This window comes from Bartonella sp. OT172YNZD (assembly GCF_042193725.1).
GTDB lineage: Bacteria > Pseudomonadota > Alphaproteobacteria > Rhizobiales > Rhizobiaceae > Bartonella > Bartonella grahamii_A.
The window spans coordinates 1-15648 of record NZ_JBHILZ010000013.1; the positions used below are offsets into that span (position 1 = coordinate 1).

Genomic DNA, 15648 nt, shown 5'->3' on the forward strand with positions numbered 1-15648 from the left:
TCATTTTTTACTTTTTTGCAAAAATAAAATATCCCAAACAAATAGTTGTATTTCAATATATTAAAATAAATTAAAAAATAAAACATGAAAACAGAAAGAGTTAAAGGAAGCATAGCGCTTTTAAAGTAAAATATAGCCCCCCATTGCAATACATAAAAATAGGAAGTGCCTAGGAATGGGTTAATCACAATAACGCTTGTTTTATGTTACTTTAATAAGGAAATTTTTCAGGTGCGATTTATAAAGACATTGCTGTATAAAGAGGAATTCGCATGATCTGTAATTTGTAAAAAGAATCAAATTCTTGTAGAAACACGCTAAGCTATGCTAGCTTTCTTTATTTAATATTGAAAAGTACTCTTAAAATCTATGTGGGATAACGAACAACAAAAAAACGATCCCGGACAAGACCCTGCTCTTGTCGTTAAACGCTTGCGTCCTGCGCGCCGACAAGTCTCGGCCCGTTGGCTTACGGGAACCGTTCTGACAGGAATCACTTCCTGCATTCTTATGGGTATTGCACTTTTTACGGCTCTTGATGAACAACAGCGATTGGTAACCCCTCCACAATGGTTTACAAAAGAAAATCTCTCACACGCACAAAAACCTGAGGCCAATGGATATAAAGGTGATCGTATTTCTCCCACCCATGCACGGCAAAGCTTTGACAGCAAACGTCAATTTGAACTATCGATTCTGCAAAAAAAAGGCGATGAAAAAGTCATTAAAACACAACATTTTGAATGGATTCGTATGGCTTTAGCCGAAAATCGTCCCCAGAAATATAGCTATCCAAAATTTGATTCTTTAAGCATTCTTGCCAGTGATTCGAAAAATCAAAGCGCCGAACCACAAGATTCTGGACATATTTATGGAGCAAAGGTTGAAACAAAAATCACCTTACGCAGCTATGATTTTAAGGTAAATCAATTCGATTTTGACGACAACGATACGCTGACAGATGAAGAGGCACAACAAGAAGTGCAAAAAGCTGGATTTACTTTAGAAAAAAGTACCGAACTTCTTTCAGTTCTCACATTGATTGATCCTTTAAAATTAGAAGGTGTATCCTCTGATTCCCAAGACACAGAATCCCCTGAAGTTCGCATTGTTCAAGAAAATGTAACCGTTTCTCCTCAAAGTCACCGTATTGATCTGACAAAAAATTATGTTGAAGATATCATTCCTATTCGTAAAAAACAAAAGATAGCCGATGCTTTCAAAAAAACCAATTATACAAAAAAGCAAATTGAACAGGTTGTAACAACGCTAGAAAAAATTAGCCTTTCCGATACCCTTAAAGAGGGGAGTCTTTTACGCATCGGTATCGTGACACAAGCTGGTGAAGAAGACCATCTCGTACGCGCAAGTATCTATCAAGGGATGTATCATGTTCTCACCATTGCGCTGAATGATAAAGGCCAATTCATTGAAAGCACAGAGCCTAAAATGTCTAAAGCTCTTAAAACGGCTTTTCAAAATGGTATTCCGCATGCTTATATCAATAGCACGCAATTACCAACAGCTTATGATGCACTCTATAGTGCGTTGCTAAGCCATAATATATCACAATCTCTCTCTCATCGTCTTATTCGTCTGCTTGCCACCAATATTGACATGAAAAGTCCGATAACCCCCAATGATCAAATCGAAATATTTTATACCGTACCACAAAGCGATAAAGAAAACCAAAACAGCAAAAAGAACTTGAAAGCAAAGGAAGCATCCAAAAACACTGATCCAGAAATTCGTTATATTAGCGCAACTTTTGGAAATACAACTTATAAATATTACCGTTATCAATTAAAAGATGGAAGCGTTGATTATTATGATTCTGAAGGGAAGAGTTCAAAGCCTTTCTTGCTGCGAAAACCTACCCCAAATGGGATTTTTGGCTCCCCCTTTGGTCCACGCAAACATCCTATTTTAGGCTATGTTCGCATGCATACGGGGGTTGATTGGGTTGCTCCTAAAGGATCACCTATTATTGCTGTAGGAGATGGTATTGTTACAAGAGTAGGCGTAACAGGCGGCTATGGAAATCACACGGAAATTCAACATGCCAATGGATATGTCAGCAGTTATTCACACCAAAGCCGTTATGCACCAGACATCAAACCAGGCGTGAAAGTACGACAAGGACAAATCATTGGGTATGTTGGAACAACAGGAATGGCAACCGGTCCCCATTGTCATTTTGAAATCATTGTCAATGGCGTCAAAGTTAATCCCATGCGCATCCGTATACCGGATAGCAAAGCCTTAACCAATCAAGACCTACAAACATTCCTACAAGAAAAAAACAATATTGATTCCTTGATAAACACCCCAATAGCACCCTCCGAAGAAACTTAAAGCATGAATGCATCTGCATTTTTACGACTCAAAACATCTAAAAAATATGTTTTAGCGCTTATTTTTTCAAAGAGATTTAAATATCTGTAAAGAATACGCCGAAATGTGCCCCCACCCAAGGTTGCATAACAATGATTAAAAATAAAACGCCCTCCCTTTTCAGGTTTACGCACAATAGAAAAGTGCAAAATATGAAACCTAAAAAGGCTAACTCTTCTTGTTTATTTGATCAAAACGATAAAATCCCATTATTTTCCATGCAATAAAATCTTAATCAAAAGTGAGTTTTCCTAAAGAACGAAGATTCTAAAACCCATATCATTCTATAAATAACCCGATTTCTTGTTGAATAAATTGCACCTGTTGAATGCTTATGCTGTTCATAGCTCTAAAGGACAGTGCTTCATGAACTTTATGAGCAAATTATCCTTAAGAATATTCGTTACACACTTTTACAAAAACACCACATATTTAAAATTTTACATGCCTTACAAAAATAACAAAACTTGAAAAAACAATCTCTTCGCAAAGAAATAGAGCTTACTAATATAAGTATTATTGGCTTAAAGGAGCTCTTATTCAAAATAAATTTAAATTTTAAATTAAGCAATTTAAAGCTATAAAACATACAAAAAAAGGAGAATTTTAAAAGCCGATAATCGGAGTCAACAAAACGAAAAACAAAGAGACCAAAAGATGAAGAAGCAAAGTTGCTTCCCTTGAAGACAATTGACAATCTGATATAAATGGTGCTGTGTTCGCGTTATCTAAGTCATATTTTATTCTCATTTTTATTAAAACGAACAAGCAGAGAGCAAAGAGTTTATCCCTTGTAAAAATCAGTCAGAGCTTTTTTTTGAACTATTCATGCTGAGTTTTGGCAAAGGAATGACAATCTTTGTGCCTCCTAAAGCAGAAGTTTCAAACAGAGGTTTTTCACCAAATTGCATACATAGCTGTTCGACGACCACACGACCAAGTCCTGTTTTTTGTTCTAAAGTTTGACTTTTCATTCCCACGCCATCATCTTCTACAATGAGCATCAATTGTCCATCTTTCTGGGGGCCAAAGGAGATATAAATATGTCCCGTACGTTGATCAGGAAAGGCATGTTTTAAAGAATTTGTCAGCAGTTCACCAAGGATAATTCCAAGTGTTGTCGCATCTCTTGAAGAGAGGCGACAATCTTTAAAGTTTGTGTGAATGGTGATGTTTTCACGCAATTCAAAAGGGACTGCCAATTCGACATCATGCACAACAGAACTGAGAAACTCTGCCAAAAAAGTCGTTTCCATATCATCACTTAAGCGCAAACGACGATGTGCTGTAGAAATTGTCTGAATACGATCACGTGCAGCCCCTAGAACAGAACGTACCTCTTCATTTTTACTCCGGTTTAACTGGAGCCCTAGCAAAGAAGACACCGTCCCAAGAGAATTGCCAATGCGATGGCTTGCATCCTGCAACAATATTTCAACCCGTTGGCGTTCTTTTTCAGCGTGATTGCGCGCCCTTTCTAATTCTTGTGTTCGTTCTTTCACGCGGGCTTCCAGAGCAATATTTTCGCTATGAAGCAGCAATTGATACAATTTTAAAGAGCGTACATCACGATGAAAACGATTAATAACAAAATAGGCAGAAATAAAAGTACTTACAACGGAAACAATAGCCGCCAATGTCAAAGCAGCCCGCATCAATGCGATACCCTCACGCTGTTTTTGTCGTACCACATCATCCCCATTAATAAAGCTTGTCATTAATTGAGCTAAACGTGCCACAGGAATCTTTGATACTTCAAAAGAGGCAGCATGAGAAGGTTGTTCAGGAATCGCATCAAGAGCATGCATATGGGCATTCATAAGTGCTTTTCGTGCCTCAACCTCTTTTTTAAAAGCCGTAAACCATTCATACCATTGCGGATGCGCATAAACAATAAGTGCGATATAATCGAGAATATCCCCCAACTCGCGCTCTGCATTTTCAAAACGTATTTTATCTTCCGCCTTGCGCGTTTTTGCATAACTGCGATCAGCAACAGCCATATCAATCAAGCTAATAAGAACCAAATCAGCCTGTTCGCGTAATTCTGAACTTGTATTCAACTGTGCGACTTCTCTATCAACGGCATTTGAAAGCAACATAATAAAAACCGATGCCAAAAGAGCCATAACAAGAGAAACAACAATCGCTACCCACCGCCAGCGTGATATCGTTGCATCAGAAGAAGGCATTTGAGGCATCAAATTTGTTTTTGTTGTCATAGAATGTCCATTGGCGAACTTGAAAGTCGTCATTTTTCAGCACAAAGGAAGGCAACCTTAGGGAACATAAAGCCCAAAGCCCGTGAGAAAGTTTTATCCAGGCTTTTCTTGTGTTCCTAAGAATACACGCCAAACACTCTATAATTTCCTCAGATACTGACTTTACTGTAATAGCTATAACGGGAATAAAAAAAACAAGGCTATCCATCATAATTATTATGCTTTTTTAGCCGTTAAATGAACACAATGTACTTCCAGCTGAATAAGAATCAGGACCATAATCAGACTCCCCATCCACCTTGAGAAGTTCTTGTAATCGATTACGCGCCCTGCTCACACGGCTTTTAATGGTTCCAACAGCACAACCACAAATAGCTGCAGCATCTTCATAAGAAAACCCCGATGCGCCAATGAGAATAATGGCTTCTCTTTGATCGGCAGAAAGCAAATTTAAGGCTTTTTTGAAATCTTGCAAATCAAGCGATCCATATTGAGCAGGGTGAACAGCGACATTTTGAGTAAACACGCCGTCGGTATCTTGAACTTCTCTTCCCTTTTTACGCATTTGACTATAAAATTCATTGCGCAAAATGGTAAAAAGCCAAGCTTTAAGATTAGTTCCCATCTCAAAACTATCTTGCTTAGCCCATGCCTTCATAACAGTATCTTGGACCAAATCTTCAGCTTTATCGTGCTTGCCACTTAAAGAAACAGCAAAAGCTCGTAAAGCCGGCAACACCAAAAGGAGTTCTTGTTTAAAGTTTTTCGCGCACTTTGACATAAAGGATTCAAACCTTTTCCACATTGTTTAAGCCAAATTGCTCTGCGCGCTCCAACCTCTCTAAAAGCTCAAGCAAACACCGTGGCAGTGCTTCTTCTTGAATTTCCATGTAAAATTGACGTAACTTCCGTGCTATTTCGCTATTGACCCCAAGAAGATCATCTCCAACTGTAAATTGTGTGGTGAGATTTTTTTCATCACGGTCGTTCATTTTTCATCCCCCTAATCCATATAATATCAGTAGCACCGCGAAGAATTTTTTCGCCTTATGGTTGTAAATATAGCTATCGGTAAAAAGTTCCATACAAATCAAGGAACTTTTTTATCTGTTGAGAATTTCAACCAACAAAATGCTTGAAAGGTCAAAGGAGTTATAAATTATGTCATTATCAACGCGCATTGCCCCGCATCTTCCCTATCTTCGGCGTTTTGCCCGCTCTGTCACCGGTAGCCAATCCTCTGGCGATGCTTATGTGTCAGCGATGTTGGAAGCACTCATTGCCGATATCTCCATTTTTCCCAAAGCATCCAGTGACAGAATTGGTACCTATTGGCTTTTTTGTCATCTTTTTGACCAAACCACACCGAACATCCCTGAACCCCTGCCCCAATTTGGTCTTGAACAAAAAACCAGTGCTAAATTATCCTATCTCACGCCCCGTGCACGCCAAGCATTTTTGCTCATTGCCGTTGAAGGATTTCATGAACAAGAAGCCAGCGAAATCATGAATCTAGATACAAAAGAATTTCGCAAGCTTCTCAACCAAGCATCCATTGATATTTCTCAACAAATTGCCACTGAAGTAATGATTATTGAAGATGAACCTCTTATTGCGCTTGATATTGAGCAAATGGTAGAAAGCCTAGGTCATCATGTTGTAGGAATAGCGCGCACGCGTGATGAAGCTGTCATCATGTATCATAAGAAAAAACCACGGTTGATTTTGGCTGATATTCAATTAGCCGATAACAGTTCAGGTATTGACGCGGTCAACGAGATTTTGAAAAATGACCGTATACCGGTAATTTTCATCACGGCTTTTCCCGAAAGGCTGCTGACCGGCGAGCGTCCAGAACCAACTTTTTTAGTGACCAAACCTTTTAACCCTGATATGGTGAAAGCGCTTATTTCCCAAGCTTTATTTTTTCAAGAGAATGCTTCTAAAGCGGCTTAGAACAGAGTAACATCTTAAAATTATGATCGTTACGCCTCTTTCAAAGCCTCCCATGGATAGATCTCATATGAGTGCGCTCATGCAAGCGATTCGTGGTGCTGATATTTGTGTTCTCTATCAAGCAACAAATCTGGTTTATTTATGGGCTGAAAACTTGCCGCACCATTTGCACAATAAATGGCGAGTTGGATGTCGTGACAGCGATTTTTTTTCGCTTGACCTTGCAGACAATATGGAAACCATCAAACTGCAAGTTTTAGCGAGTGGCAAAATGCAAACTGTTGAAGCACGTTTTGAAGATACAAACAAGCAAGAGATTTGGTACAAATTTTCTATTGATTGCCACCGTAATGATAACGGAGACATTATCGGTATTATCACCACCGGTGTTAATATTTCCGGCTTACGCCGCCGTGAACAAGTGCTTAAAATTCTTCTTCGCGAGGTCAGTCACCGTTCTAAAAATCTTCTAGCAATCATTCAAAGTATTGCCAGCCAAACCGCCCGCTATACTGAATCTCTTCAAGTTTTCTTACGTAAATTTCAAGGTCGTCTTCATTCTCTTTCTCATTCTCAAGATCTGATTACTGATTCTGATTGGCGTGGCGCTCAATTTCGCGAATTGGTCCAAACGCAGGCTTTAGGCTATTTTATGAAAGAAACAGAACGTTTTTCACTTGAAGGCGTAGATCCTTATCTTTTTCCCAATGCTGCTTTGCATATTGGTTTGGCTTTTCATGAACTGATTGTCAATTCTCTTTCTTTTGGAGCCCTTTCCCAAGAAAAAGGTAGCATCTGTGTACGTTGTGAAATCGAAACAAAACTGAATGGAAAAACGCAACTTATCATTACTTGGCATGAAAATTTTGAATCCGGCATCCCTCCCACAAACAATAAAAAAGCCTGTTTTGGTAGTGCCGTTCTCGAAAAAATCGTTCCCATTTCCGTGAATGGTTCAGCTTCCCTCAAATTGACAAAAGAAGGAATTGTCTATTGCCTCTCTGTTCCTGATACTTATTTTGATATTCTTTCTTAAAAGAGCATTTCAAACAATAAACAAGAGAAATCTCCCCTTTTCAGCAAAATTTCTCATCTATTTTTTAAGCACAAAGATATTTTCCAACCTCTTTAAACCAACCTCTATAGTTCCCCAAAACCTTAACGATGAGAACTTAGCCGCATAAAGTCCATTCCCGCTGTCAATCAGCTTCCCTCCCTCATATAACCGCATATTTTAAGACAGAAACCAAAACGATGAAAAGCAAACCGTTTCAGCTTTTATATGCCAAATAAAAGCGAGCCTATTACCTATCTCTTTTTGTGTAATTTTCGCAATGCACATAAAATTTCATTTTAGCAGAATATGAATTTTAAGGAGTAAAGCTAACATCCATCATCACTTTTACGGGCTTAAAGCATCCACGACAACGACAATTAATTGATAGAAATTACACATTTTATGCTTTTATTTATCGCATTCTTTAATGGAGATATCCTCTTCTGGTACAATAGAAAATCCTAAAACAGAATACACTTGTGTCTTTCATTCACGCACTTTTTTAATATTTCCCCCAGCGCATCCACGCTCATTTCAAAACAGTGTCTGGAAATAAGATATAATAACCCCCGTAAAGTGAACCATCAAGCACGCCCCTTTTTACTCTACATCTTTCTTTACCTTCATACCTCTTTTCACTTCATAAAAGTAGTAGCTGAGCATCATAATACCTGTCCTACATGTTATAACAGCCATTGACCTTAAGAGCGCTCATAGGAAGCATTTCAGTCTTTTTTCAAATGTTTCTTACCGACACAAAGCTCACACACACCCTTTATGACGTGCAAGCCAATGACTTTGATTAATTCACTATAGAACAAGCATCTCAAAGGAGGAACTAAAAAATTTTGAAATCGTTTAACAGTAAAGAAGCCCCTAGGCTGACAAATTGGAGTCCGCGCTGTCAACCTCTCATTTGGAAAATAACTGATGAATCCCCTTGTTTTTATCCTCTTATTAGTTTCATGTACAGATGATTTTAATAGTTGCTATTCGAACAATACAATGGTTAAAATCTATCCAACGGCTCAAGCATGTGAACAAGCCATGATACCATCTACAAAAAAGTTTGCATTTTATGGACAACAAATTTTTGCCCAATGTATAAACGTACATGCAAATTTACATCAACAAGAAGTAAAATTGATTTGGTCTGTAACAAACCGTGGAAATTTTCTGCTTAAAAGCCAAAATGTAAATAACAAGATATCTACAGTCCACAAAGAAGGTATTTTACCAACATCGCTTCCTCTTTTACATTCTTCTTCTACAAACCTCTTGCACAAAAAACTTTACTTGCACAAAAAACTTTAAAAGCATAAACCCATCAGATCTTAAAAAAATAATCAATGAAAGACATGATGGATAATAAGCGAATGCAACCTTCAAAAGACCACCACACAGAGCCAAACTCTCTGCCTCAAGATCTCCCTTTAGATCCTGCTGTAGAACGAGTAAGAAAAAAACTTATGGGTTTAATGATTATTTCCGTTTTAATAACGCTTTTCCTTATTCTAACCGTACTGTTTTTAATTGTTTATAAAGTGATAGCAACCGGATCAGCGCCAAAACAAACAGAGCTATCTTCCTCTCCCAACATAAAACCACACGTTATCCACCATACGCTCTCTCTACCGGAAAAAACACAGATTTTGTCGCAAAGCCTCTCAGAACACAATATTGTACTGAAAGTTTTAACCCCTGAGGGACAAACAAAATTTATGATTTACAATTATCACACCGGTGCACTAATCGCCGTTCTTTCTATTGAAACAACGAAAAAATATCGAAAATAATGCCTCATTAAGCAAACTAACTTCGCCATAAGCGCCTACACAGCATCCCTGAAGATTTAAACATTGTCCTCTACTTCAAGATGCAACCACTTGGACAACAGCAGATTTTTCTCTGTATCTCCTCACTTAAATCTCGGAAAAGAAGAAACCTTTCTGTCAACGCATTCCCATGCTTAAGAAAACTGACATCGCTTGGAAAAAGCTAATAAACGTGCAAGAAAGGCATCTTCTTGAGAGCAAAAATTCAACATATTAATTTATAGTGACAATTTATTTTACATGTCAAACGAGAACCTCAAATACTGTAAGATTCTCTCTTTTCAAATCTGTTCATGAGGAACTGAATCAAAATCATTTCCTCACATATCCCAGCAAGGAAATGGATGAATAAAAATACCTTTTATGAATGATCTGGTATCAAAAGAAAAACTTTTACAACATTGAAAATTAAAGCAATAACGCTCACCTTACATCTTTTATTAAGAAAAGATAACCGCTGAATTTCACATGATAGAATTCATGAGCACCATCGTGAAATGGACATAAATACATTGAACAATATTAAATATAAGTGTGAATAAATAAAACAACGACATTGCGTTCTTCATAAAAGAACAGCCTCTTAAAAGACACGGATGTGTTTTCTCTGTATCCCCTCACTTAAATCCCAGCAAAGAGGCAATCTCTTCTGTCGACACCCCTCTTTAAGTTCCTGATACTACCCATGAAAATCCAAAGAAAGCGCAAGAAGCTTCTTGAGTACAGATAATTGACCATCATGATACCAACAACATCACAACAAGCGCTTACACAACATCCCTGAAGATTTAAACATTGTCCTCTGCTTCAAGATTGGCCACTCGGCGGCGGCGCGTTTTTCTCTGTATCCCCTCACCTACTCCAGGCAACGAAGAAACCTCTTTTGTTGCTGTTGATGCATCTCCATTAATCGAGCTTTCTGCTGTTGTAAGTGAAAGCTCAAGAGATGATTCATCTTGAGTCCGTACAGTGCGTCGACGGGGAGAACGACGTGTTTTTTTAACGGGTTCAACATTTTTCTCAGAACGACAGTGCTCTTGATCCGTCTTTTCATCCGATAGAGCCTCTAAAGCATTTTCACGCGCATCCCCATTTTGCGTTTTAGCATATTGGCCATTACCATTTTTTTGCGACGGCATCTGTAATAGATCTGTATCACCCTCGACAACATCCTTTTTTTCATCGTCAAGATTTATTTCACTACATGCTTGCTCGTTGTTTTCATCACGATTTTCATCACGTCGAACCGATTGAGACATTTGCCCAGCTGCTGCTAAAATAATACGCAAATAATGCTCGGCATGTTGTAAATAATTTTCCGACATAACACGATCACCCGCACCTTGTGCATCACGCGCAAGGCTTATGTATTTATCGGCAATTTGCTGAGCATTCCCGCGAATTTTAACATCTGGACCGCTGCTTTCATAATTACGAGACAACGGATTAGGACCGCGACGATTATTATTGTTATTACCATTATTGTTATTATTGCGACCGCGTACCCGTCTATTTTGTTGTGGCCTCATCTTTATCCCTTTTTGGAGTATTTTTCTTATGTGTGTCCTAATTGACTTTTTCTCATTGCATTACCTTTTGATAATGCTGATCATTTTTAACATACGGTTATCAAGCTATCCGCGTTTATTTCACTCAAACGAACCCTACTGATATTGATAAAAGCATATATTTTCTTGAAAATCACAAAACAGCAGGGAAATCGTAAATCAAAAATTCCCTCTTTCTCTGTCAAACAGCAGAAACCTAATGATGTTCACGTAAAATGCCAAGTGTTTTTTTTAAAATAAACCATATTTCACTAAAAAAATAATTATCTTGTGGAAAACAAAAAGGGAAACACACATACAATAGTCCTGACAAAGAAAAAATCCCTGCCCGAAAATACAAGAAGCTTCCCTTTTTTGCTCTAAAACCACCGCTCCCAAAAACGCCGATATTCTCTACCCCCTCGTGCATTTAACTCACAAGCACTTCCATCCCAACGAGTCACTGCGCGAACCTCTTTATTTACGATATATAGCCTCTCTTCATCCCTAAAACAACCCCTTGCAAGCGATAATCCACGATCGCTTCACAAAACCTCCTGATTTTTATAGATATATTAATACGAAGTATTATTCAAGCCCTATAATCACCAAGAGATCAATCTTCATTTCCCAAATACGCCAATGATACTATCAATTTCTATTTTAATCCATGGAATTTCTAAGTTAATCACTGTTTTTATTTATAACAAATTGAGCTTAAAAACAAAATATTTAAATACAAAAAAATATCCAATTATGAAAAAAAACAACCAACATTTCATGCTTTTCTAAAAATTAGCTTCTTCTCAAAAAAAATGCCCTCCTCAAAGCCTATTAATAAGAAGGGCATATCTTTTCTGATAAAGAAAACTGGAATGATAAAACAAGCGCATTTGTAACCCCAGCACAGCGCTTTACGCATGAAGCAGCCTTAAATGTTTATAAAAGGAATGTTTCTTTTTTACTCATTTTTGTCATGTCTATTGACTTACGCCCTCAAAGAACGAAGGTTTTCAAGTCACACTGGTCTGTCAACAATAAAAATCCTTATAAAATTCGTACACTGAATTGATTTATAATGATAATTTATATTTTTTGTGTTGAGTAAGAAAACTTAATACCGTAGAGTTTTTCATCCTCAATCTGTTTGCTATTGAATCAATCTCTTTTTCTTGCATGTTACACGTGAAAAAGCCTGCGTGGAGTAAAAACACTAAAAAAAACTAAAAATGCCATCTCTTATGAAGAGAGTCTCTAAGGCTCAAGAGCTGTCAACAAACACCTTTGGGAGCTAGTAAAGTATGAGATGGCACCGGCTTACTCTTTTTTAAAACATAAAGATGAACATGCTCTATAAATTTTATACACTTCATGGGGGCTTTACCATTATACCATTCACCAGAACCATTACGAAATGGATTTTCCACGCCTATTATTTCCCTAAAAAACTCAACAGATCCTCCTGAAACTTCACCACACCCCCTTAAACATTTCAAGAGAGCACCCATGCTGTATGTCACACATCTTAAATAAAAAGTGCAATATAACAAGATAAATAAATCAAGTTTCTATTGCTTTCGAGGCAGATAGTAATTTAAGAAGTTTTTATCTTTTCATCAAAATTCTCATCCTTTTAACTTTCCATATAAAAACTTAAAAGTAATTGCGTATTTTGCCTTTTTTATTTTCTTTCTCATTGAGAAAACAATCACGTAAGAGAAAATAATTTCCATCCCCAGGTCGTACCAACGTCAAACATTGTTTTTTTGCAGTATCAGAAAGCTTATCCCACATTTCACGAATAGCAAAATAAGCCTCACTTTCCAAATTAAGACAATGCTGATAAACTTCTCTTTTCATATCGGGCATGACAGAAGCAGAAATTTCCTTGCAATATACGCGCAGGTCAAAAACAGGAATAACCAATTCGACAGGTGCTTGCTGTGTTATTTTTTTATGAGAAGAAAAATAACTGACCACCTTTGCAACAACAAAACACAAAACCACTATACAAAAAAGTATTACGCAAACAAAAGCAATCTTGCGATATAATCTTTTGAAATAAGCCTTTTGCCTTGCGCGGATTCTTTTTTCCATAGAGATTGTACCCTTTAACATCCCAAGAGAAGCTTTTTACAGCAAAAAATGATAGAAGTATCTGTGTACACAATACAGGTTATAGCAGCAAACGATCAAGACTCTTATGTCAAAAGACTCTCTTTATTTTACCGTATAAAATTCTTGTGAAACACTTTTCTCATGCCCTTTATGAAAAAAATAGGGATTGTGATTTTCTTTTACCACCTTAAAAGACGAAGATTCTTCATCCATGTGGATCTATAAACAATTCGTCTTCTTTAAGACACATCACATTGATTTATAAAGAGTTTTATTGTTTTGCATATTGAATGAGAGACCCGCACGCCATAAGATTCTCTCATCCTAAATTTGTTTTCTGTCGAAACGATCAAAACCATGTCGCTTGCAAGTTACAATCGGAGCTGGCATGTGGATAATAGCCCTTTAAATGCGCCACCATTTTACGCTTCACCCCATATCATTCTCTGTCAAACAGTAACAAAGATTCTTGAACTATTCAACGCCCCCATTATAATCAACGCAAAGAAATTAAAACAGATACCTGCATTTTTATTTTAAATCTTCCCTATTAGGATAAAACACACAAGAATTTACAGATTTCACTGCAAAACAAAATCACAAAATACAATGATGAGAATAATAAAAAAATATCCACAACCACCTCAATAATAGATATATAGCGCCGCTGCTATTAAACAGAAAAAAACCGCACCTTTAAATGGCGCGGCTTATGAATAAAGATATAACTAAATAAAATACAAAAGAAATCAATAATAAATACTTATACATAAATCGTATAATATTGCAAGATTTTTAATTATATTTATAACACTTATCAAAAAAGGGTATAAATAATGACACCTTCGTATTGATGGAAGTTGTTTTCAACAACGCACTTTCTAAAATCAAAACGTATCAAAATACTTTGTAGCTTTATTTCAATATAATCCATGAAAAAACATCCATCGTTTAAATACATAATTTGTAATAAAACCCGTTCTTTTACGCTTGTAAAAGCTGGTTTTTTTTGACTTGCATCCACCACTTCAAAAAACGAAGATTCTTCACCCAATCTGATTTATCAACAGCTCGAATTGTAACGGAATCTATTTGGCTTTTCCGCATTTGATTTACTTAAACTTAAAGCTCAACACATAAGCCCTGCCTTAAATATTTGGCACACCCTTAAAAACATTTTTGTATCAGAAAAGCTCTTAATAAAGAAGCTTACCTTCTATCACCACACCTGAAAGGGCAGTATTTACAGCATAAGCAAGGATAAGACAAATAAACAAACGCTTGTACAAGCTCGTTTGATAAGAAAACAAGTGAAACTTTAGCCTTCAAGCCTGCCCCAACAGTACAGCATTGCTCTTCATTTATAAGAAAAGATACAATGATACGCATTTTTTTCTTATAGGCATTTTTCTGCTTTTGTCCTTTTAGCAATTAAAACTTTCTGTTTATGGGATTTTTGACAAATTAAAATTGAGATAAATTACTTTTTTTCTTTTAAAAAAGCGCAAAAACAGCAAATTATTTATAAATTTAAAATCATTGAGCGCTTTATCCAAAAGCTTTTTAAAATTATTGCAAGATTTTTTATCTTTTACAAACTTCTTTTGCCATGCGTTTCTGTTTGGGCATAGCTCCTTTTTCTGTAGACTTTAAAAATTGGCTCTTAGATTTCAATATGCACCCTAATCTCCCCAACAACTCATGATCAACTTTGCTGCAACAACGCTTCTCTTTTTAAAACTACACTCTCTATCAATTTTTTACCTTTTTTTACATCTCAAACAGGTAGCAATCCACGCCCCACCGAAGATATAAATAAGGTTTATCTGATCTATAGCTTCAACCCATGCATATTGTTATGATCACTCTTTTCTATTTTCCCTTTTTTAACAAAGAAGAAATCCCTCTAGAATGCTCAACACTCATGTTTTGACTAACATTACTGTGTATTTCTAGCAGTTTATGTATTGTTAATCCTGAAAAAAAGAGCTGTAGTCTATTTCTGGCGCCTCGTTTATTGAAGAAAAAATAAGTTTCCAGCGGACGATAATTCTATTTTAATGTCTGATGCGCTCACAAAACTACTTTATGTCGTTATTCCACCACTCACAACACTATTAATACTGTCTTGATTCTCTTTTTTCGTATTTTTTTTCTGTTCGACATTGGTAAGATCTAGAACATTTAATTTTTTTTCTAAAGCATCCATGCGCTTTGAAATTTTTGTAATATCTTCATATGTTTTCTTCAACAATGCGTTTAAAGGAGCATGTCCCATTCTTCCGCTAGCATAAAGAACCACACGAATACATTCAGGATCCTCAATATCAGCAATAGAAAATGGAAAAAGTGCCATTATATCCCCCTTTTTGATAAGCTAAACGCGTATTAAGCATTTGAATATCTTTGTTCTGTTGTAAGGCTCTTGCATTCCTCAGACAACCTCAGACAACCTCAGACAACCTCAGACAACCTCAGACAACCTCAGACAACCTCAGACAACCTCAGACAACCTCAGA

General features: G+C 36.8%; 12 protein-coding genes. 5 read left to right on the forward strand and 7 right to left on the reverse strand.

All coding sequences use genetic code 11. The features are described 5' to 3' along the window. The first annotated feature begins 369 nt into the window (after positions 1-369). On the forward strand, positions 370-2355 hold the full coding sequence (locus tag ACFIJS_RS06735) for a M23 family metallopeptidase (protein WP_375650802.1): 1986 nt from the start codon (positions 370-372) through the stop codon (positions 2353-2355). A gap of 839 nt (positions 2356-3194) precedes the next feature. On the opposite strand, the gene ACFIJS_RS06740 is transcribed toward ACFIJS_RS06735, so the two are convergent. From ACFIJS_RS06740 to ACFIJS_RS06750, 3 genes are all read right to left on the reverse strand, one after another. Further along, positions 3195-4616: a sensor histidine kinase gene (locus tag ACFIJS_RS06740; protein ID WP_375622534.1), complete on the reverse strand. Its 1422-nt coding sequence runs from the start codon at positions 4614-4616 to the stop codon at positions 3195-3197. A gap of 226 nt (positions 4617-4842) precedes the next feature. Then, the gene (locus ACFIJS_RS06745) at positions 4843-5397 is read right to left on the reverse strand and encodes an RNA polymerase sigma factor (protein WP_375622532.1); all 555 of its coding nucleotides are present in this window, start codon (positions 5395-5397) and stop codon (positions 4843-4845) included. 7 nt (positions 5398-5404) lie between these two features. Continuing rightward, entirely contained in the window at positions 5405-5608 is a 204-nt protein-coding gene (locus ACFIJS_RS06750; RefSeq protein WP_375622530.1) for a NepR family anti-sigma factor, read from the reverse strand. Between the two features lie 169 nt (positions 5609-5777). Between ACFIJS_RS06750 and ACFIJS_RS06755 the strand changes: the two genes are divergently transcribed. The 4 genes from ACFIJS_RS06755 (at position 5778) to ACFIJS_RS06770 (ending at position 9425) form a co-directional block, all read left to right on the forward strand. Next, positions 5778-6572, forward strand: coding sequence for a response regulator (locus tag ACFIJS_RS06755; RefSeq protein WP_015856822.1), 795 nt, complete (start codon positions 5778-5780; stop codon positions 6570-6572). A gap of 22 nt (positions 6573-6594) precedes the next feature. Continuing rightward, positions 6595-7608 carry an HWE histidine kinase domain-containing protein gene (locus ACFIJS_RS06760; protein WP_375650804.1) on the forward strand — a complete coding sequence of 338 codons (1014 nt, stop codon included), beginning with the start codon at positions 6595-6597 and terminating at the stop codon, positions 7606-7608. Positions 7609-8559: 951 nt separating this feature from the next. Further along, entirely contained in the window at positions 8560-8943 is a 384-nt protein-coding gene (locus tag ACFIJS_RS06765; protein WP_375650805.1) for a hypothetical protein, read from the forward strand. A gap of 44 nt (positions 8944-8987) precedes the next feature. After that, on the forward strand, positions 8988-9425 hold the full coding sequence (locus ACFIJS_RS06770; protein ID WP_375650807.1) for a hypothetical protein: 438 nt from the start codon (positions 8988-8990) through the stop codon (positions 9423-9425). Positions 9426-10252: 827 nt separating this feature from the next. Here ACFIJS_RS06770 and ACFIJS_RS06775 read toward each other — a convergent pair. The 4 genes from ACFIJS_RS06775 to ACFIJS_RS06790 form a co-directional block, all read right to left on the reverse strand. Beyond that, complete coding sequence (locus ACFIJS_RS06775) at positions 10253-10993, reverse strand: DUF4167 domain-containing protein (protein ID WP_375650809.1); 741 nt, start codon at positions 10991-10993, stop codon at positions 10253-10255. 1289 nt (positions 10994-12282) lie between these two features. Then, positions 12283-12507, reverse strand: a complete 225-nt coding sequence (locus ACFIJS_RS06780; protein ID WP_375650810.1) for a hypothetical protein — start codon at positions 12505-12507, stop codon at positions 12283-12285. A 157-nt stretch (positions 12508-12664) separates the two neighbouring features. Continuing rightward, positions 12665-13108: a hypothetical protein gene (locus ACFIJS_RS06785; protein WP_375650812.1), complete on the reverse strand. Its 444-nt coding sequence runs from the start codon at positions 13106-13108 to the stop codon at positions 12665-12667. Positions 13109-15215: 2107 nt separating this feature from the next. Then, positions 15216-15485: a hypothetical protein gene (locus ACFIJS_RS06790; protein ID WP_375650813.1), complete on the reverse strand. Its 270-nt coding sequence runs from the start codon at positions 15483-15485 to the stop codon at positions 15216-15218. Positions 15486-15648 lie beyond the last annotated feature (163 nt).

Excerpts from the sequence above, each read along its gene's own strand:
- ACFIJS_RS06765 (WP_375650805.1), top strand. The coding sequence starts at position 8,560 with ATGAATCCCCTTGTTTTTATCCTCTTATTAGTTTCATGTACAGATGAT.
- ACFIJS_RS06735 (WP_375650802.1), top strand. The coding sequence starts at position 370 with ATGTGGGATAACGAACAACAAAAAAACGATCCCGGACAAGACCCTGCT.
- ACFIJS_RS06790 (WP_375650813.1), bottom strand. The coding sequence starts at position 15,485 with ATGGCACTTTTTCCATTTTCTATTGCTGATATTGAGGATCCTGAATGT.
- ACFIJS_RS06755 (WP_015856822.1), top strand. The coding sequence starts at position 5,778 with ATGTCATTATCAACGCGCATTGCCCCGCATCTTCCCTATCTTCGGCGT.
- ACFIJS_RS06785 (WP_375650812.1), bottom strand. The coding sequence starts at position 13,108 with ATGGAAAAAAGAATCCGCGCAAGGCAAAAGGCTTATTTCAAAAGATTA.
- ACFIJS_RS06740 (WP_375622534.1), bottom strand. The coding sequence starts at position 4,616 with ATGACAACAAAAACAAATTTGATGCCTCAAATGCCTTCTTCTGATGCA.
- ACFIJS_RS06770 (WP_375650807.1), top strand. The coding sequence starts at position 8,988 with ATGATGGATAATAAGCGAATGCAACCTTCAAAAGACCACCACACAGAG.
- ACFIJS_RS06760 (WP_375650804.1), top strand. The coding sequence starts at position 6,595 with ATGATCGTTACGCCTCTTTCAAAGCCTCCCATGGATAGATCTCATATG.
- ACFIJS_RS06745 (WP_375622532.1), bottom strand. The coding sequence starts at position 5,397 with ATGTCAAAGTGCGCGAAAAACTTTAAACAAGAACTCCTTTTGGTGTTG.
- ACFIJS_RS06750 (WP_375622530.1), bottom strand. The coding sequence starts at position 5,608 with ATGAACGACCGTGATGAAAAAAATCTCACCACACAATTTACAGTTGGA.
- ACFIJS_RS06775 (WP_375650809.1), bottom strand. The coding sequence starts at position 10,993 with ATGAGGCCACAACAAAATAGACGGGTACGCGGTCGCAATAATAACAAT.